This is a genomic window from Bacillus sp. SD088, assembly GCF_017355205.1.
Lineage (GTDB): Bacteria > Bacillota > Bacilli > Bacillales > Bacillaceae_C > Lederbergia.
This window is the reverse complement of sequence record NZ_JADIJK010000025.1, coordinates 28863-42493: the sequence shown is the minus strand read 5'-3', so window position 1 is coordinate 42493 and position 13631 is coordinate 28863. Positions and strand designations below refer to the sequence as shown.

At 38.0% G+C, this 13631-nt stretch carries 10 protein-coding genes, 2 pseudogenes and 1 riboswitch; all 12 genes and pseudogenes read left to right on the top strand.

Going from position 1 to position 13631, the window contains the following annotated elements:
- The first annotated feature begins 33 nt into the window (after window positions 1-33).
- Window positions 34-1104, top strand: coding sequence for a 23S rRNA (adenine(2503)-C(2))-methyltransferase RlmN (rlmN, locus tag IPU53_RS19200; RefSeq protein WP_207452608.1), 1071 nt, complete (start codon window positions 34-36; stop codon window positions 1102-1104).
- 201 nt (window positions 1105-1305) lie between these two features.
- Window positions 1306-1726 (top strand): annotated as a pseudogene (locus IPU53_RS19195) (GNAT family N-acetyltransferase).
- 470 nt (window positions 1727-2196) lie between these two features.
- Window positions 2197-2802: an adenylyl-sulfate kinase gene (cysC, locus tag IPU53_RS19190; RefSeq protein ID WP_207452607.1), complete on the top strand. Its 606-nt coding sequence runs from the start codon at window positions 2197-2199 to the stop codon at window positions 2800-2802.
- A 125-nt stretch (window positions 2803-2927) separates the two neighbouring features.
- Window positions 2928-3656 (top strand): phosphoadenylyl-sulfate reductase, encoded by a 729-nt coding sequence (locus IPU53_RS19185; protein WP_313886531.1) that lies wholly within the window; start codon window positions 2928-2930, stop codon window positions 3654-3656.
- A gap of 212 nt (window positions 3657-3868) precedes the next feature.
- Complete coding sequence (gene sat / locus IPU53_RS19180; RefSeq protein ID WP_207452606.1) at window positions 3869-5011, top strand: sulfate adenylyltransferase; 1143 nt, start codon at window positions 3869-3871, stop codon at window positions 5009-5011.
- 132 nt (window positions 5012-5143) lie between these two features.
- Window positions 5144-5923 carry a uroporphyrinogen-III C-methyltransferase gene (gene cobA / locus IPU53_RS19175; RefSeq protein WP_207452605.1) on the top strand — a complete coding sequence of 260 codons (780 nt, stop codon included), beginning with the start codon at window positions 5144-5146 and terminating at the stop codon, window positions 5921-5923.
- A gap of 251 nt (window positions 5924-6174) precedes the next feature.
- Window positions 6175-6936, top strand: coding sequence for a sirohydrochlorin chelatase (locus tag IPU53_RS19170; RefSeq protein ID WP_242698425.1), 762 nt, complete (start codon window positions 6175-6177; stop codon window positions 6934-6936).
- Window position 6937: 1 nt separating this feature from the next.
- A complete protein-coding gene (locus IPU53_RS19165) occupies window positions 6938-7555 on the top strand; it encodes an NAD(P)-binding protein (RefSeq protein WP_207452604.1) in 618 nt (205 codons plus the stop codon).
- A complete protein-coding gene (locus IPU53_RS19160) occupies window positions 7548-7694 on the top strand; it encodes a YezD family protein (RefSeq protein ID WP_207452603.1) in 147 nt (48 codons plus the stop codon). Before IPU53_RS19165 ends, IPU53_RS19160 begins: the two co-directional genes overlap by 8 nt.
- A gap of 36 nt (window positions 7695-7730) precedes the next feature.
- Window positions 7731-9546 (top strand): annotated as a pseudogene (locus tag IPU53_RS19155) (assimilatory sulfite reductase (NADPH) flavoprotein subunit).
- Between the two features lie 23 nt (window positions 9547-9569).
- Window positions 9570-11297: an assimilatory sulfite reductase (NADPH) hemoprotein subunit gene (gene cysI, locus IPU53_RS19150; protein WP_207452602.1), complete on the top strand. Its 1728-nt coding sequence runs from the start codon at window positions 9570-9572 to the stop codon at window positions 11295-11297.
- Between the two features lie 135 nt (window positions 11298-11432).
- Window positions 11433-11538: riboswitch (SAM riboswitch) on the top strand.
- A gap of 162 nt (window positions 11539-11700) precedes the next feature.
- On the top strand, window positions 11701-13536 hold the full coding sequence (locus IPU53_RS19145) for a bifunctional homocysteine S-methyltransferase/methylenetetrahydrofolate reductase (protein ID WP_207452601.1): 1836 nt from the start codon (window positions 11701-11703) through the stop codon (window positions 13534-13536).
- Window positions 13537-13631: the final 95 nt, after the last annotated feature.

Here is a 13631-nt window from a genome sequence, read left to right as displayed (position 1 = left end):
ACTACATGTAATTTTTGAAAAGAGGTATTTATAGTGAAACAATCGATTTACAGTTTAACGATCGATCAATTAACGGAATGGTTATTGGAGCAAGGACAGAAAAAGTATCGTGCTGAACAAATATGGGATTGGTTATATAGCAAAAGAGTCACCGATTTTTCTGATATGAAGAATATTAATAAAGAATGCTTACAATTATTGGAAGAGCATTTTACAATACAAACATTGAAGCAATCGGTTAAACAAGAATCGGCGGATGGAACGATTAAATTTTTATTTGAGATGCAAGATGGAAATTTAATCGAAACAGTTTTAATGAGTTTTTCTTATGGTTTGTCTGTTTGTGTCACGACCCAAGTCGGTTGTAATATTGGCTGTAGCTTCTGTGCTAGTGGGTTGCTAAGGAAAAATAGGGATTTAAATAGTGGTGAAATTGTTGAACAAATTATGAAAGTACAACAGCATCTTGATGCAAAAGGAAAAGATGAACGAGTTAGCCATATTGTTGTGATGGGGATCGGAGAACCATTTGATAATTATCAAAATCTTATGAGCTTCTTACGTGTAGTTAATCATCCAAAAGGACTAGCCATTGGTGCAAGACATATTACAGTCTCAACAAGTGGTCTCGCCCATAAGATTCGTGAATTTGCTGATGAAAACTTACAGGTGAATTTAGCTTTGTCACTTCATGCACCAAATGATGAGTTGAGAACACAAATTATGAAGATTAACAAAGCGTTCCCGATTGAAAAATTAATGGCGTCTTTAGACTACTATTTGGAACGAAATAATCGTAGGGTGACAATTGAATATATTTTATTAAAGGATGTAAATGATCATGTCGAAGAAGCTAAGCAATTGGCAAAATTACTTCAAGACAAACGTCATTTAACATATGTAAATCTTATTCCTTATAATCCCGTAAATGAGCATATTCAATATGAAAGAAGCGAACAAAAAGATATTATGGCCTTCTATGATACTTTAAAGAAAAATGGCATTCAATGCGGCGTTCGTCATGAGCAAGGATCGGATATCGACGCAGCTTGTGGACAATTAAGAAGCAAGCAAATTAAGAAAAACCAAGCTAAAGCCATATAATTGGTAATACCTTAATATAAAAAGCCCAAGCCTATTGTGATTTTCCTGAACCCTACACAAAAGTCCAATTTCTCAATTTTTAGTAGTGAGAAATTGGGCTTTTTAAACTTGACTCATGTCAGCGAAATATTGAAATTTAAAAGGGGGAATTCCAAATCAATCTAGAATTAGTAAACAAGAGTATAAAAGGAGAAATGAATTATGAGTTTCTATATTACTAAAGAAGTGGATAGAAAATCTAAACAACATAGATGATGAGCTTTATAAATTTAACTTAAAACACTTTTCAGAGGATTTGAAAGACAGATACGAAGATATTGGTTTATTCATTAAGGATGACAACGGCATTGTACATGGTGGATTAATCGGTTCAATTTGCTGGAATTGGTTAGAGATTTATAATTTATATGTAGATGAAGATATAAGGAAACTAGGATTTGGAACTAAATTATTAATAACAGCAGAGAATATAGCTTTAGATAAGAAATGTGACTTTGTCAAGTTAGATACTTTGAGTTTTCAAGCATTAGACTTTTATGTCAAAAATGGTTATACAGTGTTTGGGACTTTAGAAAATGTAGGGAGAGATCATAAGCATTACTATTTAAAAAAGGATTTATAAACACAGAGGTCCTTAAGAAAGGGGTGAGTTTGAAAGGTCACTGAAAAAGTCCCTTAGTGTGTAATCCGAACCAGCAAATTATCCAAATACATATTAAGTTTCTGTCTGACAAACCTTTTAAATTGACCTCATAATTGTACCAGGCACATTTATTATTGGGTGTTCATAGAATGTGAATTAGAAAGAAGCGGAGATGAGAAGGTAAAGTTGATCTTTGGACCTTTATCACATTTCAAGGCCATAAAACCAAGTAAGATGATAAGTTTAAAAATAAATTCAAAAAATTATTGACAATCGCCTTTTCACCCTGTAATATGAATGACAACTTTAATATTTAAAAAAATAATTATGCTGATTAGTCAACTAAAGGCATCCTTATAAATTGGTCTCGATCAGTTTGTAAAGATGCCTTTTTTTATAGAAAGGACTAACCCGAATATTATTTATTGTTGGTTATGGGAGAGTGAATAATGAATATAATTTGGCATGAATCGGAAGTGTCTAAGGAAAATCGACAACAGTTAAAACATCATAAAAGTGCAATTATTTGGTTTACTGGACTTTCAGGAGCAGGGAAATCAACAATCTCCTCAGCTTTAGAAAAGGAATTATTTAATAAGGGCATTCATACTTATCGTTTAGATGGCGATAATGTTCGACACGGATTAAACAAAGATCTGGGATTTAAGCAGGAAGATCGAAAAGAAAATATTAGGAGAATTGGTGAAGTATCGAAATTACTAGTTGATGCTGGATTGTTTACTTTAACAGCTTTTATTTCTCCTTATCGAGCAGATCGTGATCAAGTTCGGGAAATGGTTGAAGCAAATGAAATGATTGAAGTCTATGTAAAGGCAACTTTAGAAACATGTGAAGCAAGAGATTCAAAAGGATTATACCAGAAAGCTCGTAAGGGAGAAATTAAAGATTTTACTGGTATAGATGCTCCGTATGAAGAACCAATAAATCCGGAAATTATTCTAGATACGAATCAGTTAGGTGTTGCAGAATCAGTTGAACTAATTGTGAAATATTTGCAAAACAAAGGATATATAGGATCAGAGAATCAAAGGTAAAACTTTGTGCTTAATTCACACTTAACCTATAGGAAAAATGATATAGTTACTGATTGCTGACTATGAATATAGAGGCAATAATTTTAAATATCACTTTCTGTTTAAAATTTAATGGAGGTGAAACCGTGAAAAAATTATTGACTTACGAAGCATGGGCTGAGCCAACAGATGAGTTTGTTGTGGATGCTCAATATAAAGGAGCACTTAATGTCCTAAATTGGTCATATGAAATGTATGACGAAAAGCTTATTTATTCTTGTAGTTTTGGAATTGAAGGAATTGTTCTAATTGATCTGATTTCAAAGGTTAACCCGACAGCTAAAATTGTATTTTTGGATACTGGGCTCCATTTTCCAGAAACGTATGAGCTAATTGAAACGATAAAGCAGAAGTATCCACTTCTCCGAATCGAAATGATTAAACCAGATTTATCTGTAGAAGAACAAGCTGACCAATTTGGAGATGAACTCTGGAAAAGACAACCTGATCGTTGCTGTTATATGCGAAAAGTTCTTCCACTAAGGAAAACATTATCAAAATCGACGGCTTGGATATCTGGACTAAGAAGGGAACAATCCCCTACTAGGAGAAATACCAACTTTATTAACAAAGATGAAACATTCCAATCGATAAAAATTTGTCCACTGATCCATTGGTCGTGGAAGGATATTTGGAAATATGTGGAGGACCAACAATTACAGTATAATCCGCTCCATGACCAAGGATATCCAAGCATTGGGTGTTGGCCATGCACAATACAAGGCGATATGGAAACTGGTTCAAGATCAGGGCGTTGGGTAGATCAAGGTAAAACGGAATGTGGTTTACACCTAAATAAAAATGATAATCAATAAAGTGAGATTTCAATCAGTGTTTTTTTCGACGCATAGGATGTGCTAGTACAGACTTAGAGGTTGTCGTCACGAACTTAGTCTGAATAGAGCGAGATTTATTGGGGTATTAGCATCCGTTTCCCCACTTAGACTTTTTTTACGTCTTATCGTCTTGAAGTGGAGGGTTATGGATGAAGACACTGGGAAAAATAACATGCTAGGAGGATGTCAAAATGAGTTTAAGTCAACCACATGGCGGAAAGCTGATTAACCGTTGGGAGCCATCATATGATCTTTCTCACATTAAACAAGCAATTGAATTAGATGATACCGCTTTAAGTGATTTGGAGTTAATAGGTGTAGGAGCATATAGCCCTCTAAGTGGTTTTCTAAGTGAGCAGGATTATCAATCTGTTTTAACGGACATGAGATTATTAACAGGGGAGCCATGGTCCATACCAATTACACTACCAACAACAGAAAAAAATGCTCAAGATATTAATATCGGTCAATTCGTAAGGCTTGAGAAAGATCAAATAGTTTATGGTGTCGTGCAAGTAACAGATATCTATCAACCAGATAAGGAAAAGGAAGCTGAGCTTGTCTATCAAACAGTTGATCGTGAACATCCTGGGGTAAAGAAACTATTTGAACGAAATCCCATTTATATTGGTGGGGAAATCATACTTATTAAGCGAAGTGAAAAGGGGCTATTTACCGATTATCTTTATGATCCAGTTGAAACACGCAAGCAATTTCGTGAACGAGGTTGGAATACTGTTGTCGGTTTTCAGACAAGAAATCCAGTTCATCGTGCACATGAATACATTCAAAAGTCAGCATTAGAAATTGTCGATGGCCTCTTTCTACAACCACTTGTAGGAGAGACGAAGCAGGATGATATTCCAGCAGATGTCCGTTTGGAAAGCTATCAAGTTTTACTAGATCACTATTATTCAAGGGACCACGTATTTTTGGGCGTTTTTTCCGCAGCCATGAGATACGCAGGTCCCAGAGAAGCTGTGTTCCATGCAATGGTAAGGAAAAACTTCGGGTGTACACATTTTATTGTTGGTCGTGATCATGCCGGAGTTGGCAATTATTATGGTACTTATGATGCGCAAAAAATATTTAGTCATTTTTCCAAAGAGGAATTAGGTATTACTTTATTATTTTTTGAGCATAGTTTTTTCTGTGAAAAATGTGAAAGCATGGCAACTTCCAAAACATGCCCACATGATGCAAGTTTCCATGAAATCCTATCTGGCACAAAAGTAAGAGAAAAATTAAGAAACGGAGAATCGCTTCCATCCACATTTAGTCGCCCGGAAGTTGTTGAAGTTTTAATTTCGGGGCTGCGAGAAAAAGTGGTGTAACCATTAATCGGGTTTATAAGCAAAAAAGTCATAATGGCTAAAGGGTTGAGTCTACTAAAATATGAATCCCTCTTATTCTAACACTTTTTATTGGAAAGTCTTTCTAACGAGAGGAAAGGAGGTTTAGCGAAGATGGGAAAGGTTTATATTGTCGGAGCAGGTCCAGGAGATATAGACCTGATCACGGTAAAAGGACTCAATTGTATTCAAAAGGCAGATGTGATTTTGTATGATCGCCTTATCAACAAAGAACTACTTTTGCATGCAAAAAAAGGGACGGAACTGATTTTTGTCGGTAAAATCCCAGGATTTCATCAAAATAAACAAGAAGTAATCAATCAACAGCTCGTTGAATATGCCAAAAGAGGAAAGATTGTGACTCGCTTAAAAGGCGGAGATCCGTTTATTTTTGGCAGGGGAGCTGAAGAAGCACAAACTTTGGCTGAACACGGAATCCCATTTGAAATTGTTCCTGGGATTACCTCTGGGATTGCGGCCCCCGCATATGCAGGAATCCCTGTCACTCATCGTGATTTTAGCTCTAGTTTTGCCGTAATCACTGGTCATACAAAGCCGGGTAATGATGATACGATACAATGGAAAAATCTTGCCCTTGGCGTAGATACACTCGTTATTTATATGGGGGTTCGCCAACTGCCTACTATTAGTAATCAATTAATCAAGGCTGGGCGGTCTCCTCATACACCAGTGGCGATGATTTATTGGGGTACAACCAACATACAAAAAACAATAACTGGAACACTTGCGACAATAGAAGAGATAGCTGTTAGTGAGAAAATGAAGAATCCAAGTATGATTATCGTCGGTGAAGTCGTTCGTTTACGTGAAAGTATTCGATGGTTCGAACAAACTTTACAGCCCTATGAGTGCGTGTTCAAAAAGGGAGGGTAAAAAGGACCAAGTCGGCTAAAGGCGCTGACGTCCTGTAAGCAACGCTGACACTAGCACCTCCTGTACGTCGAAAGTTCGAGGCGGCGTAGGCCTTGAGCAGCGGACTTGCACAGGATGTGCTGACTTTTACGTTGCCCACAGGACGTGGGCGGTTTTAGTAGAAGATCCTTTATCTCGCAGTGTTAATTTTACCGAACTTTTTGAACATCTCCTATAATCAATTACCAGTCATGGGATAAGAAGGAGGAAAGATGTCTGTGCAAGCTGTCCTCTATATTAGCCACGGCAGTCGTTCAAAAGAAGGGGTGCAGGAAGCCCTCCACTTTATCGACCAATGCCAAAGAAAAATCAATGTAAAGCTCCAAGAAATTTGTTTCTTAGAGCTTGTAAAACCGAATATATCGGAAGGGATTGCAAACTGTGTTAAACGCGGAGCAACTCATATAACGGTTGTCCCCGTCCTGCTACTAACAGCTGTACACGCAAAAAGGGATATCCCGTACGCATTAGCAAAAGCGAAAGAACTCTATCCTCAAACTGAGTTCACGTATGGAACTCCGCTCGGGGTTCATCCTAAACTAATAGAATGCCTGTATGATCAATTAACAGAACAAAAAAGTGAGGCTCATACAAACTCAACGCTCCTTATTGTTGGCAGAGGGAGTAGTGATCCCGAGGTCAAATCTGATTTAACTGAAATTGCAAGACAATTTGAACAGATGCACGACGTACCCAAGATTCATACTTGTTTTCTTTATGGGGCAAGTCCGAAATTTGATGAAGCATTAATGAGTCTGCTAAAAGGGGAAAGAAAACAAATATTCATTCTTCCCTATTTATTATTTAGTGGCTTATTAATGAATGGTATACAGCGGAAAATTGAGCAAATGCAGGATGAATCTAAACAAATAATTCTCTGCGAAACATTAGGTCATCACCCAGCTGTACCGGACATTCTCTCAGAACGAATAAATGAACTACTTCATTATAAAGAAAAGCAGTGGGTGATCTAGAATGGGGTTCTATCCGATCATGCTTCAATTATCAGGTAAGCAAGCTGTAGTTATTGGTGGTGGTTCCGTTGCATTAAGGAAAGTAATGGATTTATTAGAAGCGGATGCTAGTGTAACAGTCGTAAGCCCTTCCCTTGACCCTACATTATATACCTATTATGAAACCCAGAAAATCAAGTGGAGCAAAAGGGAATTTCTTCCAGCTGACCTAACAGATGCTTTTATAGTAATCGCAGCCACTGACCAAAGGGAGGTAAATCAAAAAGTAAATATGTCTGTTTCCAATCAGCAGTTACTGAATGTGGTTGATCAACAAGGAGCTGGAAACTTCCATGTTCCAGCAAAATTATCAAGAGGGGAATTGGTCATTACGGTATCAACAAATGGTGCCAGTCCGTATCTTTCCAAAACAATCCGTGATGAGATTGGCGAAATCTATGATCAATCAATGAAGGACTATCTTCAGTTTCTTTCACTTGCTCGGCGAATAGTAAAAGAGCATGTAACAGAGATAGACCGAAGAAGACAGTTACTAAAAGAAATCACACACAAAGATTATCGAAACTCAACGGAAAAGCAAAAAGTTTTTTTAGAGAGGGTGAGTGATTCCAATGAGTAAACAGAAAGAAAATTTGGAAACAGCGATTGAGGTAGTGAAAGAATATCTTAATACGATGAAATATGGATCTATAACATTAGTTGTACAGGATCAACATGTAGTACAAATTGAAAAAAATGAAAAAGTTCGCTTGAAATAGGGAACGATTGATTTTATGGTGTGAGGTGGATGTTTTTTGCAACTTCAAGCAATCAATAGTCCTTTTAGTCAGGAGCAGATTGAGGTGTTGAATCAGGTTTTACCGACTTTAACAGAAGGACAACAATTATGGTTAAGTGGATATTTAACTGCGTATAGTGGAAATGCAGCATTAGAAGTAAAGCAGGCAGCAACAACTCAGAAGCTAACAAACGTCAAAGAAGTAACCATTCTTTATGGTTCTCAAACAGGGAATTGTCAGAGGCTGGCAGGAGAGCTGTCGGAAACATTGGGAAGTCAAGGATATAAAATAACACTTTCTTCTATGAATGAATTTAAATCGACAAAGTTAAAGAAGTTATCTTATTTATTTCTTATTATTAGCACTCAGGGGGAAGGGGATCCTCCAGATAATGCCATCTCTTTTTACGAGTTTTTATTTAGTCGAAGAGCACCAAAATTGAATGATTTATCTTTTTCAGTCCTTTCTCTCGGAGATAGTTCATACGAGTTTTTCTGTGAAACAGGCAAAAAAAATCGATCTACGATTAGAGGAACTAGGCGCGAACAGAGTAACCCCACGAGTCGATTGTGATTTAGATTTTGATGACGCAGCAGCTGAATGGCTAGGAACAGTCGTAAAATATTTAAATGAAACGGGAGAAGGAGCGGGTGCTACAACTCAATCCCTAAGTCCAATTTCCGCTTTACCTGGAACGAGTACCACGTATTCACGCAGAAATCCCTTTAAGGCAGAAGTATTAGAGAACATCAACTTAAATGGACGGGGGTCAAATAAAGAAACACGACATCTTGAATTATCGATTGAAGGATCCGGTTTTTCCTTTAAACCAGGAGATAGCTTAGGCATCTTCCCAGAAAACACTCCTGAAATTGTTGATCTTATTATCGAAGAAATGGGATGGGAGCGAAATGAACTTGTCCCGTTCAACCAAAAAGGAGAGACATGTCCTCTTCATGAAGCATTAACACATCATTACGAACTGACAGTGCTGACGAAACCATTACTAGAGAAGTTAGCACAGATTCATCCTAATGAAAGATTAACGGAGTTACTGCAATCAGAAAATAAACAGGAGCTTAAAGCGTATATTGAAGGACGAGATCTTGTTGATGTCATTCGTGATTTTACACCTTCGGACATACCAGCTGATCAATTTGTTGCTATTTTGAGGAAAATGCCAGCGCGTTTATATTCGATTGCCAATAGTTATGAAGCAAATCCGGAAGAAGTCCATCTCACTGTTGGAGCAGTCCGGTATGAAGCCCATAATCGTGCACGCCATGGTGTTTGCTCCATCCAGTGTGCAGAACGAGTCCATCCAGGTGATTATTTGCCGGTCTATATTCATGAAAATCCTAATTTTCACCTGCCGGAAGATCCGAGTAGACCAATTATTATGATTGGGCCTGGCACAGGGATTGCTCCGTATCGTTCATTTCTTGAAGAGAGAGAAGCAATCGAAGCGACAGGAAAAAGTTGGCTGTTCTTTGGAGATCAACATTATGTGACAGATTTTCTCTATCAAATCGATTGGCAGAGATGGCTGAAAACAGGCATTCTATCGAGGATGGATATAGCCTTTTCTCGCGATGCGGAAGAAAAAGTCTATGTGCAACATCGGATGATTGAAAAAAAGCAAGAACTATTTAAGTGGTTAAAAGAAGGGGCTTATCTTTATATTTGTGGTGATGAGAAACATATGGCTCATGATGTTCATACAACACTTCTTACGATTTGTCAGGAGGAAGGTAGTATGACCTCTGAGGAGGCAGAGGAATATCTTGCCCAAATGTTAAAGGAAAAACGTTACCAACGTGATGTATATTAAAATCCGAAGGGAGAGAGGATCACTTGACAAAAGATCGTTTGCCACCTACACAAGATGGACCACCTAGCGATGTGGAACGGATTAAAAGCGACAGTAATTATTTGCGAGGATCACTTGCCGAAACGCTAAAAGATGAGATAAGTGCAGGGATTCCTGATGATGATAATCGCTTAATGAAATTTCATGGAAGCTACTTACAAGATGATCGAGATCTTCGAATTGAAAGGCAGAAACAAAAATTGGAGCCGGCTTATCAATTCATGGTACGAGTTAGAGCAGCCGGTGGAGTTGTATCAGCCAATCAATGGCTTGTAATGGATAAATTAGCAAATAAATATGGGAATGGAAGTCTGAAACTCACGACAAGACAATCCTTTCAGATGCATGGAATTTTAAAGTGGAATATGAAAAAAGCTTTTAAAGAGATTCATGAAGCCTTATTGGAAACACTTGCGGCTTGTGGAGATGTTAATCGAAATGTGATGTGTAGTCCCAACCCGTATGCTTCAGAAATTCATATGGAAGTATACGAATGGGCGAATAAATTAAGTCAATACCTTTCTCCACAGACAAAGGCTTATCATGAAATATGGCTGGATAACGAAAAAATCGTTGACACTTCAAAGAATACGGAAGAAGTTGAACCGATTTATGGTCCTACCTATTTACCGCGGAAATTTAAAATAGGTATTGCTGTTCCGCCCTCTAATGATGTGGACGTCTATTCCCAGGATCTTGGCTTTATTGCTGTGGTAGAAAACCAACAACTTCAAGGCTTTAACGTAAGTGTTGGTGGGGGAATGGGCTCCACCCATGGGGATAAAGCAACGTATCCTCAAGTAGGAAGAGTGATTGGGTTCTGTAAGCCTGAAGAAGTGCTTGATGTTGCGGAAAAAATTGTCACCATTCAACGAGATTATGGAAATCGGTCTGTTCGGAAAAATGCCCGATTTAAGTACACAATTGATAAGCGCGGCATGCCTTGGTTGATTGAGGAATTGCATTCAAGACTAGGTTGGGAGTTACAACCAGCAAGATTCTTTCAGTTTGAACACAATCGGGATCGTTATGGCTGGGTAAAAGGTTTGAATGATCAGTGGCATTTTACTCTCTTTATTCAAAATGGCCGAATTAAGGACTGGGAACATTATAAATTGATGACAGGCTTAAGAAAAATAGCTGAAATTCACACAGGAGATTTTCGCTTGACTCCTAATCAAAACTTAATCATTGGAAACATATCAGAAGCTTTAAAACCGGAAATCGAAGCATTTATTCAACAATATGGATTAACCGACGGAGAGCATCATACCGCTTTACGTAGAAATTCGATGGCCTGTGTTGCTTTTCCAACATGTGGCCTTGCAATGGCAGAATCGGAACGATATTTACCTTCCTTGCTTGATAAAATTGATTTAATATTAGATAAGGCAGGGCTCCGTGAAGAGGAAATCGTCATTCGTATGTCTGGTTGCCCTAATGGTTGTTCAAGACCAGCCTTAGCAGAAATTGGTTTTGTAGGGAAGGCCCCGGGAAAATATAACGTTTATTTAGGGGGCGGTTTTACAGGAGATCGTTTAAATAAGCTGTACCGCGAAAATATTGGGGAGAAGGAAATATTAAGTGAATTAGAGCCAATCATAAGTCATTTTGCGAAGGAACGTAAAGAAAAAGAACGATTTGGCGACTTTGTCATTCGTTCAGGATATGTGAAAGAGGTCCACTCAGGTCTTGATTTTCATGATGAATAGAAAGGAGTAATAAAAACTTTTTGAAAAAAACCTAATTTCCTCTTGTTTTTTAAACCAACTAACCATATAATGTTAATATAGTTAGTAATTAATTCTAACAGGTGAGTGAAACAAGAAAATTAAATAAAGATTTCATTCTTATCAAGAGAGGTCGAGGGAATGGCCCTAAGACGCCTCAGCAACCACCATTTTATGGAAAGGTGCTAAATCCACAAGTTGGAAACAACTTGAAAGATAAGAAGAATCCTTTTTATAAAAAAGGGCCTTCTTCTTATCGGAGTAGGCTCTTTTTGTTTGGAAGAATAAGAGGTAAGCAGATTGCTCTCTCTATGTCGATTTGTATGCGACCAAAAAGAGCCACCACTCTAAATAGTTTTCCAAAATATATAGGGAGGGTAGTTTATTGGGATTATTAGAACGTCTCAAAAAAGAAATTTTAATCGGGGATGGCGCTGCAGGAACACTGTTATATTGCTATGGGATTGATCGCTGTTTTGATCAATTAAATCTTACACACCCTAATGAAGTATTGCAGTTACACCAAGCCTATGTTGAAGCTGGTGCTGACGTAATCCAAACGAATACGTACAGTGCTAATTATTTGAAACTCTCAAGATATGGCTTAGAAGAGGAAGTAACGAAGATAAACAGAGCCGCTGTTCGTCTTGCGAAACAAGCAGCAAGTAAAGAAACATTTGTACTCGGAACCATTGGGGGGATTCATGGAGCTGGATTACATTCTAGTGTAACAGAGGAAATAAAACGCAGTTTTCGAGAACAACTATATGCATTGCTACTCGAGGGTGTAGATGGCCTTATCTTAGAGACGTATTATGATTTAGAAGAAATAAAGACCGTTTTAAAAATAGCTCGTGACGAAACGAATGTACCGATCGTAGCTAACGTCACAATGCATGAGCCTGGCGTACTGCAAAATGGAACACCACTTGAAGAGGCATTAAAACAGCTTGATGATTTAGGTGCCAATGTTGTTGGGATCAATTGCCGTCTCGGTCCTTATCATATGGTCAGAGCCTTAGAGTCTGTTCCACTTTCAAAATCGGCTTATTTAGCAGCCTATCCAAATGCAAGCTTGCCAGAATATGAAGATGGGAAATTTATGTACAAAACCGAACCAACTTATTTCACAGAATTTGTTCGACGTTTCCGTGATCAAGGTGTTCGATTAATTGGAGGTTGTTGTGGAACAACACCAGAGCATATCCAAGCTTTGGTAAAAGGACGCCAACATTTAGTGCCGCTTGAAGAGAAGCAAGTAATCAAACAAAAGCCGATTTTTATCCAAGACCAACAAGTTGAAAAGGAACCATCTTTATTTGAAAAAATTCAAACGGAGCGATCCGTTATTGTGGAATTAGACACGCCAAAGCATCTAGATACAAATCCTTTTTTCAGAGGGGCACACGCCTTAAAAGAAGCTGGAGTGGATGGGTTGACATTAGCTGATAATTCATTAGCATCTCCCAGAATATGTAATGCAACAATGGCGTCTCTAGTTAAAAAGGAAGTTGATCTAAATTCATTGGTTCATGTGACTTGTCGGGACCGGAATTTAATCGGATTACAATCACATCTTATGGGGCTACATACAGCAGGAATTCGTGATATATTGGCCATTACTGGTGACCCGACTAAAATTGGCGACTTTCCTGGAGCAACATCTGTCTATGATGCAACCTCTTTTGAATTGATCAAGCTGATCAAACAATTTAATGAAGGCATTTCTTTTTCAGGAAAATCCCTTAAACAAAGGACCCAATTCCATGTTGCAGCCGCCTTTAATCCGAATGTTCGTAATCTTGGGAAATCAGTTGAGCGCATGGAGAAAAAAGTAAAGTATGGTGCCGATTATTTTTTAACGCAGCCAATCTTTTCTCCAGAAAAAATGATAGAAGTAGGGGAAGCAACCAAACATATGACAGCTCCTATTTATATCGGCATTATGCCACTTGTTTCAGCCAGAAATGCAGAATTTTTGCATAACGAAGTGCCTGGTATCAAGCTTCCGGACAATATTAGAGGCAGAATGGCCAAAACAGAAGGAGATCCGCAGAGAGCCAAACAAGAAGGGCTTGCCATTGCAAAAGAATTAATTGATGTCGCCTATGATTACTTTAAGGGATTCTATTTAATTACTCCATTTATTCAATACGAATTATCTGTTGAATTAGCAACCTATATTCAAGAAAAAACGCAAAATGTTGAAATACTACATTAAAGAGGTTGTTCAAAAAGCACAAAAAATGTCGGCGTTGATGACAGAACGTCAGCGCTTTTAGGCGACTTGGTCCTTTTTATCCCGCATTAACGGGC

Bases quoted from the DNA above. Each gene is read 5' to 3' on its own strand.
- sat (WP_207452606.1), top strand. From the start codon at position 3,869: ATGAGTTTAAGTCAACCACATGGCGGAAAGCTGATTAACCGTTGGGAG.
- IPU53_RS19160 (WP_207452603.1), top strand. From the start codon at position 7,548: ATGAGTAAACAGAAAGAAAATTTGGAAACAGCGATTGAGGTAGTGAAA.
- IPU53_RS19170 (WP_242698425.1), top strand. From the start codon at position 6,175: ATGTCTGTGCAAGCTGTCCTCTATATTAGCCACGGCAGTCGTTCAAAA.
- IPU53_RS19165 (WP_207452604.1), top strand. From the start codon at position 6,938: ATGGGGTTCTATCCGATCATGCTTCAATTATCAGGTAAGCAAGCTGTA.
- cysC (WP_207452607.1), top strand. From the start codon at position 2,197: ATGAATATAATTTGGCATGAATCGGAAGTGTCTAAGGAAAATCGACAA.
- cobA (WP_207452605.1), top strand. From the start codon at position 5,144: ATGGGAAAGGTTTATATTGTCGGAGCAGGTCCAGGAGATATAGACCTG.